This is a genomic window from Psychrobacter sp. FME6 (genome assembly GCF_014861365.1).
Classification (GTDB): domain Bacteria; phylum Pseudomonadota; class Gammaproteobacteria; order Pseudomonadales; family Moraxellaceae; genus Psychrobacter.
This window is the reverse complement of sequence record NZ_RRYW01000037.1, coordinates 12,765-30,439: the sequence shown is the minus strand read 5'-3', so window position 1 is coordinate 30,439 and position 17,675 is coordinate 12,765. Positions and strand designations below refer to the sequence as shown.

The 17,675-nt window shown below is 44.4% G+C and carries 16 protein-coding genes; 6 read left to right on the top strand and 10 right to left on the bottom strand.

The features are described from left to right. Positions 1 to 152: 152 nt before the first annotated feature. From EI162_RS07295 to EI162_RS07285, 3 genes are all read right to left on the bottom strand, one after another. A complete protein-coding gene (locus tag EI162_RS07295; protein WP_225735403.1) occupies positions 153 to 833 on the bottom strand; it encodes a GDYXXLXY domain-containing protein in 681 nt (226 codons plus the stop codon). Continuing rightward, on the bottom strand, positions 830 to 3,073 hold the full coding sequence (locus EI162_RS07290) for a DUF4401 domain-containing protein (protein ID WP_192523716.1): 2,244 nt from the start codon (positions 3,071 to 3,073) through the stop codon (positions 830 to 832). The genes EI162_RS07295 and EI162_RS07290 overlap by 4 nt, the downstream gene beginning before the upstream one ends. A gap of 83 nt (positions 3,074 to 3,156) precedes the next feature. Continuing rightward, complete coding sequence (locus EI162_RS07285) at positions 3,157 to 3,411, bottom strand: DUF2798 domain-containing protein (RefSeq protein WP_192523715.1); 255 nt, start codon at positions 3,409 to 3,411, stop codon at positions 3,157 to 3,159. A gap of 262 nt (positions 3,412 to 3,673) precedes the next feature. Between EI162_RS07285 and EI162_RS07280 the strand changes: the two genes are divergently transcribed. Further along, on the top strand, positions 3,674 to 4,402 hold the full coding sequence (locus EI162_RS07280; RefSeq protein ID WP_192523714.1) for an aspartate/glutamate racemase family protein: 729 nt from the start codon (positions 3,674 to 3,676) through the stop codon (positions 4,400 to 4,402). 92 nt (positions 4,403 to 4,494) lie between these two features. On the opposite strand, the gene EI162_RS07275 is transcribed toward EI162_RS07280, so the two are convergent. Continuing rightward, entirely contained in the window at positions 4,495 to 6,057 is a 1,563-nt protein-coding gene (locus tag EI162_RS07275) for an MATE family efflux transporter (RefSeq protein ID WP_192523713.1), read from the bottom strand. 298 nt (positions 6,058 to 6,355) lie between these two features. Between EI162_RS07275 and EI162_RS07270 the strand changes: the two genes are divergently transcribed. After that, a complete protein-coding gene (locus EI162_RS07270) occupies positions 6,356 to 7,300 on the top strand; it encodes an alpha/beta fold hydrolase (protein ID WP_192523712.1) in 945 nt (314 codons plus the stop codon). Here EI162_RS07270 and EI162_RS07265 read toward each other — a convergent pair. From EI162_RS07265 to EI162_RS07245, 5 genes are all read right to left on the bottom strand, one after another. Next, positions 7,293 to 8,351 carry an NAD(P)H-dependent flavin oxidoreductase gene (locus EI162_RS07265; protein WP_192523711.1) on the bottom strand — a complete coding sequence of 353 codons (1,059 nt, stop codon included), beginning with the start codon at positions 8,349 to 8,351 and terminating at the stop codon, positions 7,293 to 7,295. The genes EI162_RS07270 and EI162_RS07265 overlap by 8 nt on opposite strands. 348 nt (positions 8,352 to 8,699) lie before the next feature. Continuing rightward, complete coding sequence (locus tag EI162_RS07260; protein ID WP_192523710.1) at positions 8,700 to 9,089, bottom strand: DsrE family protein; 390 nt, start codon at positions 9,087 to 9,089, stop codon at positions 8,700 to 8,702. Between the two features lie 265 nt (positions 9,090 to 9,354). After that, positions 9,355 to 9,897 (bottom strand): acyl-CoA thioesterase, encoded by a 543-nt coding sequence (locus tag EI162_RS07255; RefSeq protein ID WP_192523709.1) that lies wholly within the window; start codon positions 9,895 to 9,897, stop codon positions 9,355 to 9,357. Between the two features lie 49 nt (positions 9,898 to 9,946). Further along, positions 9,947 to 10,993 carry a YheT family hydrolase gene (locus EI162_RS07250; protein ID WP_192523708.1) on the bottom strand — a complete coding sequence of 349 codons (1,047 nt, stop codon included), beginning with the start codon at positions 10,991 to 10,993 and terminating at the stop codon, positions 9,947 to 9,949. 134 nt (positions 10,994 to 11,127) lie between these two features. Further along, positions 11,128 to 11,724: a YigZ family protein gene (locus EI162_RS07245; protein WP_192523707.1), complete on the bottom strand. Its 597-nt coding sequence runs from the start codon at positions 11,722 to 11,724 to the stop codon at positions 11,128 to 11,130. A gap of 195 nt (positions 11,725 to 11,919) precedes the next feature. Here EI162_RS07245 and EI162_RS07240 point away from each other — a divergent pair, with 195 nt between their 5' ends. Both EI162_RS07240 and EI162_RS07235 read left to right on the top strand, forming a co-directional pair. Beyond that, positions 11,920 to 12,624 carry a pseudouridine synthase gene (locus EI162_RS07240; protein WP_192523720.1) on the top strand — a complete coding sequence of 235 codons (705 nt, stop codon included), beginning with the start codon at positions 11,920 to 11,922 and terminating at the stop codon, positions 12,622 to 12,624. 324 nt (positions 12,625 to 12,948) lie between these two features. Next, positions 12,949 to 14,016 (top strand): disulfide isomerase DsbC N-terminal domain-containing protein, encoded by a 1,068-nt coding sequence (locus EI162_RS07235; RefSeq protein WP_192523706.1) that lies wholly within the window; start codon positions 12,949 to 12,951, stop codon positions 14,014 to 14,016. 106 nt (positions 14,017 to 14,122) lie between these two features. Here EI162_RS07235 and EI162_RS07230 read toward each other — a convergent pair whose 3' ends face one another. Next, positions 14,123 to 14,773 carry a DUF2939 domain-containing protein gene (locus EI162_RS07230; RefSeq protein WP_192523705.1) on the bottom strand — a complete coding sequence of 217 codons (651 nt, stop codon included), beginning with the start codon at positions 14,771 to 14,773 and terminating at the stop codon, positions 14,123 to 14,125. 684 nt (positions 14,774 to 15,457) lie between these two features. On the opposite strand from EI162_RS07230, the gene dnaJ reads away from it, so the two are divergent. Together dnaJ and dapB are read left to right on the top strand one after the other, a co-directional pair. Next, entirely contained in the window at positions 15,458 to 16,597 is a 1,140-nt protein-coding gene (dnaJ, locus tag EI162_RS07225) for a molecular chaperone DnaJ (RefSeq protein ID WP_192523704.1), read from the top strand. 218 nt (positions 16,598 to 16,815) lie between these two features. Then, a complete protein-coding gene (dapB, locus tag EI162_RS07220; RefSeq protein ID WP_192523703.1) occupies positions 16,816 to 17,670 on the top strand; it encodes a 4-hydroxy-tetrahydrodipicolinate reductase in 855 nt (284 codons plus the stop codon). Positions 17,671 to 17,675: the final 5 nt, after the last annotated feature.

Below are 17,675 nucleotides of genomic sequence, written 5' to 3'. Positions count from 1 at the left end.
TGCTTCGGCTGTCACCCTTCTTTTATTACTCCAGCATACTTTTTGATACACCACCAAATATTTAAAACGACAAGCCACAGTAACAAGCCGCGCGTATTTATCGCAATATCAGTTTGGTTAATGAAGGTTGTTAGCTGGCTAGCTTTTATTAATTAATGAGAGGAGTCATCAGCTAATTCAGCCTTATCCTCAACATCAACCCCTTTAATAATTTGAAATTTATCGTTTACCATCTCAGTCAGTAACGGCTCGCCTTTAGCATTGACGCGGAACAAGCCATATTGTGCCGCTTCAAATGACTTGGCATGACCTTCTTGAAAGAAAAAAGCATTGGTCGCCACTTGCACGCTACCGTTACGGATGCGGTAATGAATAGCCAACTCATTGACAGCTAAACTATTAAGGTCATCTCGGCTATTGGTTTTGGCTAAACGCACAAATTGTCCAACATTGTTGCTATCGGTTTTGACGATTACATAGCCGTCACTTGGTTTATAGATTCGAAAATCTGGCTGCAAGCTTTCTAAACTCTCTAAGTTTCTTTCACGCGTTTCGGGTCGCAACGCTGCAAAAACATCAGGCTCTAGCGCATAACTGAGGGTCATATAATCGCCTTGCATAAAGCCGCGCGGATCAACAGGGGCAAGCGCTAATAATACCGTATCGCCAGTGGCAAGATGGGTTTCGTATTTGTTGATATTCATCATCATCAAGCCCAATACCAGCGCCAATCCAAGAAGGGCAATAACAATCATGACTGCCGGTTTTTGTAGCCAATGCATGGTCGGCGATGTTTCTTTAATTAAACGCTTGGTCAGAATTTTATCTTTCATGATAGGCGCTCCTGATGATCGTTGGCGCTCGATTTTATATTTGCAAGATAGCCTTTAATAAGCGTCCAACGCATAAGTAATAGCGCGATACTGATGACCAGCATGGAGACGGATTTGACCAATAAAGACGTATCGAGCTGGTAGTAGTACCAAAAGATATAGCTGACCAACGCCACAATACCAAACCCTAGCAATAGGCGCTGACTATTGGCGACAGCAATGATGATAATTAAACTGGTTGCCAATAAGCCTGAGACGTAAATCGACATAACGCCAAGTATGGCAATAGTGCAACCAACGATAATTCCTGCTGCTGATAGGAAACTGACTTGATAGCGTTTGAGAATTAAAGCAGCACCATAGAGGCTAGCAATAATGAGCAGCCCTTGGGCTAAATAATAGTTGTAGCTGAAAGCCGTACTATAACTGTCAAAGCTATTTCCATATTCAGCCGCGATAAAGTACACAGAAACGCACAACAGCATCAGTGTACTGGCATAGCCAATTGCTTTGATAGGGTCAAAAATGGTCGCTTGCCAGTCGATAGAAACGGACTGTAATAGGCGATAACGTTGTAAATTACTGATAACAACAGTCAGTGCCAACAATCCCAAACTGATCTCAGGCAGATGATAGTAGTTAAGTAAATAAACCACGCAGCCCAAAGCAACCAAGCTACTTAGTATGCGGTAAATAAAGTTCGGCACGATGAAGGTCATACTGCTTTGAAACAATAAAAATAACCATATAGCAAAGGGGTGCTCAATATCACCGCTAATTAATGCGTACGCCACATAGACTTGTCCAGCTACGCTAATCGTAAAGGCTAAGCTGTTTAAAAATATACTACGGCGAAGGTGTTTATTTTTAAATAAGATAAAGCCAGCAATATTTAATACCATGCCCATGACAAAGTTCGCTATCGCACTATCGAGTACGCCAGTATTTTCTAGCAATAAGGTTAAAAAACCGATAAAAAATAGACTGGCGAGAATGCCGCTAAAACCAAAGAATACTTGTATAAACCAAGGGTTATGGTCTTGAGGGTCATTATTAACGGTTTGGTCGGTCTGAGCATCATTATCAATAGCATTTGCATCAATAAGTCCAAGCTGTTGTAGCTGTAAAAGAGTAGTGTCTGGGTGTTTATGGTCTATGTCACCTCTGGCTACCGTACTTGGCACACTGTTTTCGTGATTTAAACGAGCAACCTTACGTAGCCACATCACCGCTGCTGAACTCATTGCAATCAGCAACAGCGCTAAAGTTAGAAGCCCACCCGCATCGAAGTCATCTAATAGCCATTCTCCTACCCAAAACATCACCACGGTAATGATAGAAAATGACAGATAAGTGAGCATCAGCAAATCGATTCGACGTTGATAAAATTGCCAAAGCATAAAGCCGCACCAGCCAAGCCAAGATATAACAGAGATAAGCGTAGCTAAGCGATTGCCACCCTCGAAGACAGGGAAAACCGCTAGATAGGTAATAAAGCAAGTACTGAGTAGACCGACGATATAAGTGCTCCAGTGTAAGCTGGATTTGGTCTGCCTTTTTGTTTTAGGAGGAATAATAGAAGTGAGGTTGGTATGGGTAGTAGCTGCTTGAAGTGTTTGCTTTTCAGTACTGATAACCCAAGTATTGAAGGCGATAAAATTAATCAGTGCTAGAAGCCATACTTGAACAACGTTTTGATAAATATGATTAATAAATGACAAATCTATCAAATCAAGATATAGCATCAGACCAGCATTTATCAGCCCAAGCCACAACAGCCACAGTGCAGGAAAACGCGCGATAACGACCCAAGGCACAATCAATACGGCCCAGCCAAAAAACAGCTGCCAGGTATCAGCGCCCGTCTGATACACCTGCCCAAACAGTGCCAACAAGCTACCGGTAATCACGCTGGCAATGAGCAGTAAAAGCTGCCGGATTAGCTGAAATTTCTGTCTAAAAGAGAGCACAACGTAAAGGGCAATCGTGATAAATAACGCCCCTTCTACCAAAGCAAATTTACCCATTTTGCCTATATTTACCCAGTTATAGGCGATAAAGAAAACTAAGGACAAGACCAGTGCTATCGTGCCAATAATGAGCAAGGCTTTATCAAAAAACGTTAGCCAAGTACGTTTGCTGGGGTAGACTTCTAGGTGAGTTGCTGCCGCCTCGGTATTTTTGAGAGGTAGAATACCTTGGTGCAGTAATTGCTCGATAGTACGCCGTGGTTGGGTCATAGTACCCTCTCATTAAAAACAGTTTAAAGTCTATCTTAGCTGTTTTATGAGAATATGGTGTACTAAAGTTTGTAGGTGCTTACTTAATAAAACTCAATGCGGCTGAGTAGGTGCTCTTGAATTAAATAGGCACAAATATAAGCGCTCGGCCAAGCAACCATAAAGGCATATTTCCATGAGTGAAATAGGGTGATAAAAAACCCATCGACAAAACCGACGTTTATCAACAGCAAGGCCGTTGAAATAATCGTGGACATCAGTAGCGCCATTAAAAAGGTGAAAATCAACCGGTAATATTTGCGCCGTGTGCGTATTCTGATGACGGGAAATTGAGCCATAACGTTAAGTCGTCCTGCATGATGAGGGCTACGTCTTAATCATAAAAACGTAATTTTTCGAGAGAAGAGATGATGAAGTAAAGCATTGCGAGTGCTTGGCGGCGACTATGATATCGCGTGACGACGGCTAGGTAAAATGGTTATTATCAATCATCAAGTTCTCATTATTATATTGCGATCATTATCTGTTTTAATGGTTAGATTGTATAAGGATTTACTTGATAACCTTTAACGCTCTTTTAAAAAATTATAAGGATAAAAAATGTCTACGGAACAACGAAACGCTAAGCAAAAAATATTAGGCATCATCGGTGGCATGAGCTGGGAGAGTACCGAAAGCTATTATCGGCTGATTAATGAAGGTATTAAGTCGGAGCTTGGCAACTTGCATTCAGCAGACCTGCTTATTCATAGCGTAGATTTTGCACCAATTGGTGAGTTACAAGCGCAAGGGGCGTGGGAGGAAATGGGCGAAATATTAGCCAATAGCGGCAAACGCTTGCAGGCGGCTGGTGCGCAAGGGTTGTTAATTGCGACCAATACCATGCATAAAGTCGTCGATGAGGTGCAGGCAGCGACTGGTTTGCCGATTATACATATCGCCGATGCAACGGCTAAAGCTATTAAAAATAAAGGCTTAACTCGTGTTGCGCTACTAGGCACACAGTTCACCATGACGCAGGATTTTTATAAGCAACGCCTCATTGATGCTGGCTTGCAAGTGTTCATTCCAGATGCGGATGCACGCGAAGAGGTGCATCGGGTAATCTACGATGAGCTATGCCAAGGACAATTACTCGATAGCTCACGGCAGTATTATCGCCAAGTGATTGAGGATTTAGCTGAGCAAGGATGCGAGGGCGTGATACTAGGATGTACCGAGATTGGATTGCTTATTAAGCAAGCAGACAGCCCAATCCCAGTATTCGATACTACGGCTATTCATGCAGCAGCGGCAGTGGATTTTTTATTGGGTAATGCAAACTTTTAATATTTCATCAACCCACTTTCAGCTTGTGAATCCTCTACACTGATTGACAAAAGCCGCCTCGTTGAACTTCTATTATATGAACCACGCTATCCTCATTTATTCTTTCTTATCATACGGTATCTATGAAGGCGTCTCTTAAGTCGCCTATGCAACCTTGTGATACGGCGCAAAGGTAAGCGCTTCCATACAGTCGTTGGGATAATATCTCGGAACGAGGCATTGGTGCCTGTATGCGCGCGAAACTCTTCAGACCTTTGGGAAGCCTCTTCTGCCGGTAAAATACTGCCCTTACGCCATCCGCCGTGCAGATACAGTCCTACCCCCATCAGGGCAGTCGCCACCATGCCTGCTGGGAACGACAGCCAAAGCGCATCGTCGCCAAGCATGGGATAAAGCCCAAAAGCAAACCCAAGACGCACTGGGTACATCGAAATAATCATCACGATTAGCGGCCAAACCACATAGCCATTCGCCCGCATTGTGCCGAACAAAACCTGCGCTATCCCAAAAAAGATAAAACCCCATGTCGCCATTATCTGAATATGCCGCCCAATTGGCAACGCTTGGCTGTCACTGCCAAGAAACAGAGCTAAAAAGGTTTCATCAAAAATGGTGAGCAACACGATGACAGCGCCTGTCAATACTAGGTTAAAAGTGAGCCCCCAGCGTGTGATTCCTGCAACCCTGTGCCATTTGTTAGCACCAATATTCTGTGCAACCATCGCACTCGCCGCGGCACTTAACGCCATCGCAGGCATTTGCACGTATGTCCAAAGCTGCTGGGTCGCACTATAAGCGGCTGTCGTCTGCACCCCTTCACGGTTTATCAGAGATAGCATCGTCAACGCGGCCGAAGAGATGACGATCATTTGAATGCCCATCGGCAAACCTTTCGAGAACATCGACTTCAAGATTTCTGGGTCGGCGCGCAAAAAGCGCAGCTCAGGCATACGAAGCGCCAGCACAGAGCCACGCAGATACATGGTGATGAGCATGCCAATAAGCGCTAGTGTATTGGCGACGGCGGTTGCGAAGGCCGAGCCAAATATACCCCATTCGGGAAATGGGCCTAGACCCAAAATAAGCGTCGGTGTCAAAATCAAGTCAATAACGACCGACATAGCTATGAACCAAAGGGGTGTTGTAGAATCGCCTGCCCCACGTAGTGCCATCATTATCAGCGTAAACGTTAATGTGACCGGCATCGCAACGAAAATCATCCGCATATAAGTCAGTGCAAGGCTTGCAGCACTTGCCGGCGTGCCAAGCATATCAAGTAGCACCGGTGCAAATATCCACCCTCCTGCCGACACCAATACGCTGATCGGAATAATGCTCCCTAGCGCTGTTCCCATGGTTTTTTTGACCATGGATTCGTTGCGACGACCCATTGCCTGACCAATCAAAATAGTAGACGCCATACCGAAGCCAAAAACGAAAGAGATCAATATAAACATTAAGATATTGCCGTTCGCCGTCGCTGCCAACGCTTCTTCACCTAGAGACCGACCGACCCAGACGGCATTGATCGAGCCGTTTAACGACTGTAGTGCCGATGATCCAAGTGTTGGCAATGCAAACAGCAGCATCGTCTTGGCAATCGACCCTTCGGTGAGGTCGCGCTGTTTACCAGTGGAGGTATTTGTTTTACTCAATGTTCATCCCTTTGCGCCAGACATTTAATTCGGGGGCTTATAATTAGCGCTAATAATTAGAGCTAATGAAACAAAAATATCTATCATAAACCAGAAAGGGTGTGCCGTCTTTATTAGAGCTGTAACCCTTCGGCATGCTTTATGATTATTTGTATAGCCGTTTTTAGAGAACAGCCATAAACTTTAATGGACAAGCGAGTTGCTTTTATGGCTCAGTTTTAAAAAGAGTTTGTGCTAGGATAATAATCTTTAATTTATTCTGACTAGGGCTCGCCCTAATATTAAAAAGGATGTTTCGATGCTGCTAAAACGCCTAGGCCTTGCTACTCTGCTAAGTTTTTCAATCGTAGGTTGTACGACTGCGCCCAATACCTTCGCGGTAAATACCACCCAAAAATTAGTTCAGTATGAGCGCAATAAGTCTGATTTAGCAGTCAAAGCAATGACATTAAGCTCTGGCGATAAAATGGTCTACGCTGAAAATGGCAATATAAACGCTGAGCCTTTATTACTCATTCATGGCTTCGGCGGCAATAAAGACAACTTCACCCGCATCGCAAGACAGCTAGGCGACTATCATTTGATCATTCCTGATTTGTTAGGTTTTGGCGACTCTAGTAAGCCGATGACGGCAGACTATCAATCAGAGGCGCAAGCGACACGCTTACATGAGCTATTACAAGCGAAGGGATTAGCAGAAAGTATCCATGTCGGTGGCAATTCGATGGGCGGCGCTATCAGTGCTGCGTACGCAGCAAAGTACCCAAAAGATGTCAAAAGCCTATGGTTGATCGATAGCGCGGGGTTTTGGTCAGCAGGTCTCCCTAAATCGCTAGAAAACGCAACGCTAGAGGATAACCCGCTGTTGGTGGATAATAAGCAGGATTTTTATAAGATGTATGATTTTGTCATGACCAAGCCGCCTTATATCCCTAAGTCAGTAAAAGCTGTCTTTGCCCAAGAACGTATCGCCAATAAAGCGCTAGAATCTAACATACTAGAGCAAATCGTCACCGATAGTGTCGAGGAGCGCGCCACAACCATCGCTCAATATGACATTCCAACGCTGGTCGTTTGGGGCGAAAAGGATCAAGTAATCAAACCTGAAACGGTCACGCTGATAAAACAAATAATCCCGCAAGCGCAAGTGATTACGATGAAGGATGTCGGCCATGTTCCGATGATTGAAGCAGTAAAAGAAACCGCTAACGATTATAAGAAGTTTCGAGAACCCCTTAAATAGAGTCAGATGATAGCTCTGTTACTAGGCGCTCTAGCAATTCAAGCGTGCTTTCTTGTCTCACCAAAGCCACGCCTTGTCCTGCCCATAAAGACTGATGTTCCGCATCAAGATTGCGCTTTGCATCAGCACGCAAGTTTTTGGTCATCACATTCAATTGTGGGTAGGGCGGTAGCTCATGAGCGCTCTCGTATTGAGCAAAGTCGCACAGATAATCATTCAATAAACCGCGAGCTTGTTTGCCCGAAAATAGACGCGTTAATCGCGTCTCCGAACTGCGCTTGCCAAGGCCAGCATCAATTAACGCTTGCTTATAGATGTCGTTAATCCCGCATTTATCGGTGGTCAAAAACGCCGTCCCTATTTGCGCCAGCTCAGCGCCAGCCGTTTGCACCGCCTTAATCGCTTGCCCTGTCATAATACCGCCAGCGGCTATTAACGGAATATCAGTACAGGCGCGAGTTTGACTAATCAGCGTCAATAATCCTAGTGGATCATTTGAGCTTTGTTGCAACCAACCACCGCGATGTCCACCAGCTTCTGCGCCTTGAATACAGACAGCATCTGCGCCAATCTCTGCCCATTGTTTTGCCTCGTCAGGATGATTTGCCGTTCCGATGACGCGCGTGCCTAAACTCTGTAAACACTGAACTTGCTCGACGCTAATAATGCCAAAGGTGAAACTCGCCACCGGAACGGGATTGTCATAAAGGACCTGTAGTTGCTCAGAGAAGTTGAGCGCAGGACGTTCAGGTAACGCCATGTCTAGGTTATTTTTTTCATAATAATCGCTTAACCAATCAGGAATCTCGCTATCCAAGGTATTAGAATCGTGCTCGGATAACACCATCAAATTGATCATAAAAGGACGATCAGTCAGTGATTTAAGGGTGTTGATTTGCTCGTTTAAAATATCTGGCGCCGTCGTACCACCGCCTAGTGACCCCAGTCCACCAAAGTTACTTACAGCCGCTGCCAGCTCAGGTGTGGTGGCTCCTGCCATCGGTGCTTGAACGATAGGATGGGTTAAATTCAGGGTTTTAAGTAAGGTCATGACGAGCGTCCTTTTTGTTTTATACTATTCTCAAAAATACGATTAGCGGTGTCAAACTCGCTTAGCCTACTCAATGTAGCACTTGCAATCATTTTCCTTGCTACTCTGATTTTTGAGAACAGTGTTATTAGAAAATTTACCTAACTTACTTTACCAAAGCTGAACGCCGTGCGTGTTAGAGAATGTTTATTTAGTTATGCGATAAAGGAAATAGGTTTGGAGTACAAAGGTAATCTTTTTAAGGTTAATAGCTTATCTTCAAACGAAAAATAGGTCAGATCCTAAACTATCAAAAGATAATTAAGAAAACTGACCCATTTATTTCAACTTATTGCTTAGCTTAAGTGTTTAGTTCAACTGCAACGAGCCTTTGGCATTCATCAACAGCTCGACCACATCATCGCCACTAATCACAGGGAAGCGCTTATCAATCGCAGATTCTTCAACGCCATTGTGTTTCATACACGCACCGCAAACCAATACTTGGCCGCCATTTGCGATAAAGGCTTCTAGCAATTCGCCTGCAGGCTCAAATGGCGCGCCAATATTGACGTCATCTAAAGCGTTTGGTAATGCCAAATGCACTGCGTCTACCATCAAAATCACTGAAGCAGAGTGCCCTTTCTTCAAGGCAATTCCCGCCATAGTAAAAGCCAAGGTAATTTTGTTAGGATTTGAATCACTATTATCAAACAGTGTGCCTACATAATCAGTGCGATAATCCGTGTTATTAGCCATCTTATTTTCCTTATTCAGTTTAATGAAAACTCACTACTATCCTAACATTTAATATACTTATTTATATAATGTATTGTTAGTAAATAGTAGCTATAAGGTTACTTGGTTGTGAAGAGCTGGTTGTGAAGAGCTGGTTGTGAAGAGCTGGTTGTGAAGAGCTGGTTGTGAAGAGCTGGTTGTGAAGAGCTGGTTGTGAAGAGCTGGTTGTGAAGAGCTGGTTGTGAATCGCTGCTTGTAATTTATAAGTATTTTTGAATAATTGGCTTTAAGCTTGCGGCGGCCACGGTCGGTCAGCATCACTCACGATCCATTCTTTTACATAGCCGCTTGGTGGTAGTTCCCAATCAGATTGATCCAACGCGGCCAATATACGAGAGGTCTCAATGACTTTACCGCCTTCGGTGACGCCAGTACGCAGTAGGGCAGACGAGCAAGGTTTGCCCTTGACCCACATTGATTGTTCAATATATATCCAGCGCTCATCAAAGGCGACGATTTTAGTTTTCATAGTGACTTTTTCAAAAGCGCGAATCCGCCTACGATATTGAATAGTACTGCCAGCGACCACCAAACCCCAACGCTGTTTTAGCAGCTGTTTGCCAAGTCCGCTACGTACTGCAAAGTCGGTACGCCCCATGTCATAAAGTGTGAACACGCGACCATTATTCATCTCTAAAAAATTATCAATATCAGACAGTCGGCAGCGAAAGCTAATCTCGCTGGTATCTTTAAACGTTAAGGTGTTGCCTTTTTTTACTTGTAGCGCGGCGCGAGCGATGGTGCTGGCATAACGAATAAATGGATACATAGAACAATCTCATCAGTTTTAAAAGGTAAGAGTAAAGTAGATTAAGTTATTATTTATTAGGTAACACACCAATAGACTCAAAATAAGCACTGACGGTTTCAGGTATCCAATTAATATCAAATCTGGATTTTTTATAAAGATGAGGTGACTTGTCTTTATCGGAGCGATAACGAATAAAGCCCACATGACCACCATGCTCAGTGTCTAAAATAGTGATACTGTCAGACACATCGTTTGGTGTGGCGGTAAAACCAAGGAAGGGATCGTCTTTGGCGCTAATCAATAATAAAGGCTTGGTCACTTTTATCAAATAAGGCAGGGCTGATGAAGCCTGATAGTAATGATTGTTAGAGCGGTAGCCGTGACGCGGCGCGGTAAAGATATCATCAAAATCACTGATACGATTGACCGACTTGATCGAGTCGATCTCCTCTTTAGTGATGTCATTGGCTAAGGCTTTTTTGATAATGGGGTTGAGTAAGTAAGGAGTATAAATACGATGGCTCAAAAATCCGTGCATACTAAGCGCCGCCGATGACATATCAACGGGCGCAGAAATCACAGCCGCGCCTTGGCAGATTGCGTCGTCACCATATTCGCCCATATATTTTGCCAAGGCATTACCACCTAGTGATACCCCAGCCGCATAGATATGGGCAAAGCTTTCGCGCAGGTTTTCAAGCATATGGTGCAACTCGCCGGTGTCCCCTGCGTTATAAAAGACGCGACCGCTCGCAGGAATACCGCCACAGCTGCGAAAGTGCGCCACCACAAAATGCCAACCTTGCGCGTGCATCTGATAGGCCAAAGCACGGGCATAATGACTGTCGCTACTGCCTTCCATACCGTGAAACAGGACGATCAACGGCGTTTGCTCAAGTTCACCGTTTTCTGCAGCTTCAATCGGATGGGCGTCATAAAAGTCATAAGCAATATCACTTTCATCTAACGAATCTTTTTCGACCACGCGGCGATAAGTCGGGGTTTTGGGTGCAAAAAACTTGGGCAGGATACTTTGCAAATGCGGATTGGTTAGCCAAAATGGCGGTTTAAAAGGAGCAGGCGTGAATGGTTTTGTCGATTTTGAGGTTGGCATATATGAATCTTATTTTATGTTTATTAAAATCGTTGTGAATAATCAGAGCTTTATCATACCGACGCTTATAGCCAAAACCAATAAGATTTAGTGAACGCTCAGTGAACGCATGGTTACTCAAACGTATTTATGAGTTACGGCGACTCTAACACCCGACCATCCATCGCCAGACGCTCTTTTAAATCCTCAATATCCACTTCAGCGAGCGTCACACTCAATGTCACTTGTTTACTATAAGCGACATCATCGATACTGCCGTTTAGGCTATCAACGATGTAACGACATTGGGCTTCGGTAGCAAACTCTGCCAATATCTGTACTTGCGCCATCGGCACGTAAGGTAGCAGTATCATCTCATCAACCGCCGCTTGCGCCGAGCCTGCATAAGCACGGGTCAAGCCGCCAGCGCCCAGTTTAATTCCGCCAAAATAACGCACGACGATGATAATCACGTTGCCGATAGACTTGTGCTGCAACACATTTAATATCGGACGACCCGCCGTACCATTTGGCTCACCATCGTCGTCAAAGCCGGCACTGGTGGTGTTATTAGGGTCGCCAATGATATATGCCCAGCAGTGATGACGGGCATCGGCGTATTGCTCACGTAGCTGTTCCACGTGAAACATTGCGTCTTCACGTGAATTAACTGGATAAGCGTAGGCAATAAACTCGGATTTCTTAATTTCTAAACGAGCAGTAACAGCACGTTTTAGCGTTTGATAGCTCATATTTCATCAGGTCTAGGTTGGATATGGTAAACTTGTCTAACTTTCATTGTCTGCCGTATTTGGCGCAGTGTTCATTTAATTTTTTATTATAGTACCACTTCTAATCATTTAAGGTAGCGAACAAGCGGCGTATGAGTATTTGTGTCGTTGGCTTAATGTAGAGTAGGTGCTATAAAACGGATGGTAGTTAAGCGTATGCGTTTAGATAAATTCATTAGTAAATCCACTGAGCTGTCGCGTAAAGAATCAAAAAAGATTCTACACGCGGGTGAGGTAACGGTAAACGATCAGGTCATCAAAGACCCAGGTGTACATGTCGATATCGCCAACGACGATGTGATGTGGGTAGGCGAGCCATTGTCGGTTGCCACCGGTAACCGCTATATCTTACTGCACAAACCTGAAGGCTTTGAATGCACGCTTAAAGCCAAAGAATACCCAATCGTCACAGAGCTGATAGCGGTACCAGAGCTTGGTAGCTTACGCATTGCTGGGCGACTTGATGTCGATACCACTGGCGCACTACTGATCAGTGATGATGGCAAATGGTTGCACCGCGTTACTAGCCCTAAGCATGAGCATGCCAAAATCTATGAGTTAACCCTAGCAGATGCCATGGATAGTGAGGCGCAAGCCAATGCAGTCAAAGAAGTGGCTGAAGGTATTTTGTTAGAAGGCGATCATGAAGAAACCAAACCTGCGACCCTTGAGTTCATTGATGAAACACATGCGCGTCTGACCCTTGAACAAGGTAAATACCATCAAGTCAAACGTATGATGGGCTATTTTGGCAACAAGGTAATCGAGCTACATCGCGCCAGTATTGGTCATATCGATTTAGAGGGTTTGGAGAAAGGCGACAGCCGTTTCTTAACCCCTCAAGAAGTCGAACAATTTTAAATTCTATCGATTAAGCTTTAAAATAAGCCCATAGACTGTTTTGCTAACATCAGCAGCCACTTAAACGTGCGCTGCTTTTTTTATGCTGTTTAACATCGTTATTTCTGTCAGTCATTGTGCTCAATTAATTTTAGCAACTTGCTGTGTTGCCTGTCTCTTAAAGCTGGGTAGCAATTTTGCAAAATTAGCCGTCAAATCTCTATCCCATCCTCATAAAAATCCTCCGATATGCTACAGTCCTTGTAACTTTTTAATCTACTTTTTTGCATAATGTAATTAGCCGCTATTAAATGCTTTTATTAAAAACCTGATAGGACAGACTCTGTGAAAAAACCTGTATTTAAATTTGCCAGTCTCATCACCGCCATATTATTCGCTACGACGGCTTGCGCTCAACCTACGGCAACATCGTCATCGTCTAGCAATGCACAAAATAACAATGCTCAAAGTGCTCAAACCACTGGAAAAATAAGCCCTGAAATTGACAGTCGTTTGCGTGCGATATTGACTCAGGCGGGTATTAAGACAGAAATTACCTCTATGGTGCCTTCACAGTTGCCAAACATGTATCAAATCAATCTTGCGGGTCAGCCGCCATTACATATGACAGCGGATGGTAAGTATGTCATACAAGGTGAGCTACAAAAGAACCCGAGCAAACGTATGGTTAATGAAACGCCAGTACGTAGTAATAACGCGCAGGCAGGTACTTCAGTCAATAAAAAAACCAAAACTGATCTGTTAGCCAATATGGGTGCGCTGAAAAACATGAGCACTAAAACACCGTTCTTTTATACCGCAGTACCGGGGGTCATTTGGGGTGCGACGTTAGAGGGTGTGCCGTTCTTGTTATCAGATGACGCGCAATACATCACCGATGGCGAGATATCTGTTATCGAAAACGGTCAGTTCACAGGACTCGATGAGGACTTTGAAAAGCGCAAAAACCAGTCAGTGTTCGCTGAATTAGACGAATCGCAATTGATTACTTATCCAGCGACCAGTCCTGAGAGAGCAGTCATTTATGTGGCTAACGATGTGAACTGTCCTTACTGTCGCCTACTGCATGAGCAGCTACCGATGCTTAACGCTAAAGGGGTAACGGTGAAAACCATTGGTTATCCAATATATGAAGAGTCGCCGGAGCAAATGCGCGCTATTTGGTGTCAAGGTGACGAAGACAGCCGCCGAAAAGCCTTTGATAAGGCGATGTTAAAAGGTGAGATGACGCCTGCGCCAGCAAGCTGCACTGTTAATCATATAACGTCTAATCGTGAAAAGTCGGCAGGGCTTGCGGTGATGGCAACGCCTGCTATTTATCGTGAAGATGGCGTGCTTTACCAAGCAAGTTTTGAGAGTCCTGAATTCTTAGAGTTTTTGGGAGTAGACTAGGTCATATCAAATTTGTGATATAGAACACTGAGTAACAGTGACACCTAAAAAAACCGCCTCATGAATATCACTCATGAGGCGGTTTTTGTTTTATTTGGATAGCCGTTTATGGCAGTACAACATCAACGATTTTCCAGTTAATTAAGCCCTCGCGCTGCATTTCTATGGTAAGCGGATAGCCTTTGACCTGACCGCTGATATTGAAACAATTGATGCCGCAATAACTCAGTTTTGGTTTGTCACTATCTGTGCCTTGCGCCACTTGCTGCTCGAGCTCAGCCGCCTGCTTGTCCATAATTTGCTGCATTTGGTTTTTGACCACTGCATTGACGTCACCGCGCTGAATGATTAAGTTTTGAATCAGATTTTTCAAATCAACTTGATTGCTGGCAATTGCCCATGCTGCTGCCAACTCTTTGGTTGCGGTGTTGGCTTGACCTTGGGTGTTGATAAGCTTTTCGATATTTTGCGGCGTGATTGCGCCATCGACTGCCTGTATGATAAAACCGTTTGCCGCCTCATTTAATGCCGCGCCGCCCAATTCTGCAACCAGTGGATATTTGGTCATGGTCAGTGCAAACTGGCTGGTTAATTGATTTTGCACACTGGGTCGTACTTGTTCGTAATCGATAGCAGCGGCGATAGCAGCGCCATCTTTGGCATCATAGGCATTTTTAAGCTGATAAGCGCTGTAATAAGGGGAGCCTGCAAAGATTGCAACTGCAATCACGATCAATAAAACAATCAGTTTTTTCATAAAGATAAATGCCTTTACTGTATTTGTTCGCTATATAGTCAATTCCATATAAATGGCTACACAGACTACGTTTATTATGTTTGTAAGTTGTATTGGTTAAAAGGTGGCTAGCAGGATGGCTAGGGCGATAAATACTAACACGGCCTAATATGATAAATATATAAATATGCTCATTGATGACACGCACTGAGGTTTATTGTGAAGATTTAAGCCTTGCATAATCAACCCGCAATAAGGTGGATAATGGCAAATCGAGTATAAATGATACGTGAGTTGGATTAACGAGGCTGATAACATCGTGACTCTATACCAGTAGCATGTGGCTACTAACGTATCGATTTTATTTCAAACGGGCTATATATTGCAAAGTTTTTGAACGTCGAGTTATTATTTCAATCATTTTTTAACCTGACTATCCCAGTCAGTAATATCCCCTGCTAAAAGCTTGATAAATTAACCCATCATCTCCATAAATAGCGCAAACTTTTAATAATTGATTTGGTTAAACAGCATCCCGCCGTATTTGCTCGTCCGTTCAACCCGTATTTTTACATCGTTAATAGAGCGGCTATGTTTCATGTGAAACAACTGCTCGCGATTGAGTATAAAAAATGCGTGTGAGCGTTGACGACAGGGTCGATAGACTTATGGGCTAATGGTACTGTGACGACAATAGGAGAGACGATGAGTAAGCGCGATTTTTATGAGGTATTAGGCGTCAGCAAAACAGCAGACAACAAAGAAGTGAAGCGAGCCTACCGCAAGCTGGCGATGAAATACCATCCAGATCGTAATTCTGATGACCCTGATGCCGAAGATAAATTCAAAGAAGCATCCATGGCTTATGAGGTGCTAAGCGACGAAGAAAAACGCTCAGCCTACGATCGTATGGGTCATGCTGCTTTCGAAAATGGCATGGGCGGTGGCGGCGGCTTCGGCGGAGCAGGTGGCGGCAACTTCCAAGATATCTTTGGTGATATCTTTGGCAACTTCGGCGATATCTTTGGTCAATCACGTGGTGGCGGCGGTGGACGCTCGCGCCGTGGTTCAGACTTACGTTATGTGATTGAGCTAACCTTAGAAGAAGCGGTACGCGGCTGCAAAAAAGAGATCAGTTTCACCGCCCCTGCGCCTTGTGACACTTGTGATGGCAAGGGTGCAAAAAACGCCTCGGACGTCGTGACTTGTCAGATGTGTCATGGTCAAGGCCAAGTCCGCATACAGCAAGGCTTCTTTGCCGTTCAGCAAGCCTGCCCACAGTGCGGTGGTAGTGGTAAGCAAATTAAAAACCCTTGTCCTGACTGTCATGGTAATGGGGTCAAAGACAAATCTCGTAACCTAGAGGTTTCTATCCCAGCGGGCGTTGATGATGGCGACCGTGTGCGTCTATCTGGTGAAGGTGAAGCAGGTGGAGCAGGAGTGCAAAACGGCGACTTGTATGTCGAAGTGCGCGTCAAGCCGCATAAGGTCTTTACCCGTCAAGGTGCGGATCTCTACATGGATGTGCCCGTGAGCATTACCGATGCCGCGCTTGGTAAAGAAGTGCAGATACCGACCTTAGATGGCAAAGTCAAAATCAAGGTGGCTGAAGGTACACAAAGTGGTAAACTACTGCGCGTGCGCGGCAAAGGCGTGACGCCCGTACGTACCACGATGAAAGGTGATTTAATCTGCCGTGTGGTCATCGAAACGCCAGTCAACCTCAATCGTGAGCAAAAAGACTTGCTGCGTCAGTTCCAAGATACGCTTGATGGCGACAGTAAGCATCAGCAGTCACCGCATAAAAAATCATTCTTTGAAAAGATTGGTGACTTGTTCGACTGATAGATTGCTTTGGTTAAAGTATTCAATTGTTTTAAGCCCGATAGTTTCACGTGAAACTATCGGGCTTTTTATTATCAGTATTTTTACTGGTGATGTTTGGTTGTTAAATGCATAAAAAAACATTCAGCGAGGATATTTGCTAAACTGACAATAATCATGATTAAAAACTAATTTCGCTAAAAACAATCTTATTAAAATAAAGTGTTTAGGATAAAGGTATGAGCCAACAAACAAATAAACAAGCCATGAATAATACGAATAAAGAAGCCATTAAAATCGGTGTCATCGGTGCCGGCGGTCGTATGGGTCGTATGCTTATCGAAGCGGTACAAGACAACCCCCAAACGACTCTAAATGCTGCGATTGAGCGCCAAGGCTCAAGCCTCGTTGGGGCTGATGCTGGGGAAGTGGCAGCGATAGGTTGTTTAGAGGTGCAGATAGTGGATGACCTACAATCCGTCATTAACGACATCGATGTGTTAATTGACTTTAGCTTGCCAGATGCTACTGAACAAAACATGCAAGTTTGTGCCGAGCATGACGTCGCGATGGTGATTGGAACGACGGGCTTCAATGAACAGCAAGAAAGAGTACTGCATGATGCGAGTAAAAAAATCGCTATCGTCTATGCCGGTAACTATTCAACAGGCGTTAACCTGTCTCTAAAATTGTTAGAAACGGCAGCCAAAGCTTTTGGTACTGATGCCGATGTAGAAGTGATCGAGGCACACCATAAACACAAAATCGATGCACCATCGGGTACGGCGTTTATGATGGCAGAAGCAGTGGCAAATGCGCGTGGGCAAAACCTCAAAGACGTCGCCGTTTATGGGCGCGAAGGACAAACAGGCGAGCGCGAATCAGGTACCATCGGCATTCATGCGATTCGTGGTGGTGAGATTGTCGGCGATCATACCGTGATGTTTATCGCTGATGGCGAAGTGGTTGAGATTACCCATCGCGCGCGGGCACGGATGACCTTTGCTGCGGGCGCTGTGCGTGCCACCACTTGGGTAGTACAGCAAAAAGCAGGGCAATATAATATGCAAGATGTATTGGGATTAAATGAGTAAATAAA

What these genes read in the sequence shown, in the direction of transcription:
- EI162_RS07290 (WP_192523716.1), bottom strand. Translation starts at nt 3,073, where the DNA reads ATGACCCAACCACGGCGTACTATCGAGCAATTACTGCACCAAGGTATT.
- EI162_RS07285 (WP_192523715.1), bottom strand. Translation starts at nt 3,411, where the DNA reads ATGGCTCAATTTCCCGTCATCAGAATACGCACACGGCGCAAATATTAC.
- EI162_RS07255 (WP_192523709.1), bottom strand. Translation starts at nt 9,897, where the DNA reads ATGTATCCATTTATTCGTTATGCCAGCACCATCGCTCGCGCCGCGCTA.
- EI162_RS07265 (WP_192523711.1), bottom strand. Translation starts at nt 8,351, where the DNA reads ATGACCTTACTTAAAACCCTGAATTTAACCCATCCTATCGTTCAAGCA.
- EI162_RS07270 (WP_192523712.1), top strand. Translation starts at nt 6,356, where the DNA reads ATGCTGCTAAAACGCCTAGGCCTTGCTACTCTGCTAAGTTTTTCAATC.
- EI162_RS07230 (WP_192523705.1), bottom strand. Translation starts at nt 14,773, where the DNA reads ATGAAAAAACTGATTGTTTTATTGATCGTGATTGCAGTTGCAATCTTT.
- EI162_RS07240 (WP_192523720.1), top strand. Translation starts at nt 11,920, where the DNA reads ATGCGTTTAGATAAATTCATTAGTAAATCCACTGAGCTGTCGCGTAAA.
- dapB (WP_192523703.1), top strand. Translation starts at nt 16,816, where the DNA reads ATGAGCCAACAAACAAATAAACAAGCCATGAATAATACGAATAAAGAA.
- EI162_RS07250 (WP_192523708.1), bottom strand. Translation starts at nt 10,993, where the DNA reads ATGCCAACCTCAAAATCGACAAAACCATTCACGCCTGCTCCTTTTAAA.
- dnaJ (WP_192523704.1), top strand. Translation starts at nt 15,458, where the DNA reads ATGAGTAAGCGCGATTTTTATGAGGTATTAGGCGTCAGCAAAACAGCA.
- EI162_RS07280 (WP_192523714.1), top strand. Translation starts at nt 3,674, where the DNA reads ATGTCTACGGAACAACGAAACGCTAAGCAAAAAATATTAGGCATCATC.
- EI162_RS07260 (WP_192523710.1), bottom strand. Translation starts at nt 9,089, where the DNA reads ATGGCTAATAACACGGATTATCGCACTGATTATGTAGGCACACTGTTT.
- EI162_RS07295 (WP_225735403.1), bottom strand. Translation starts at nt 833, where the DNA reads ATGAAAGATAAAATTCTGACCAAGCGTTTAATTAAAGAAACATCGCCG.
- EI162_RS07245 (WP_192523707.1), bottom strand. Translation starts at nt 11,724, where the DNA reads ATGAGCTATCAAACGCTAAAACGTGCTGTTACTGCTCGTTTAGAAATT.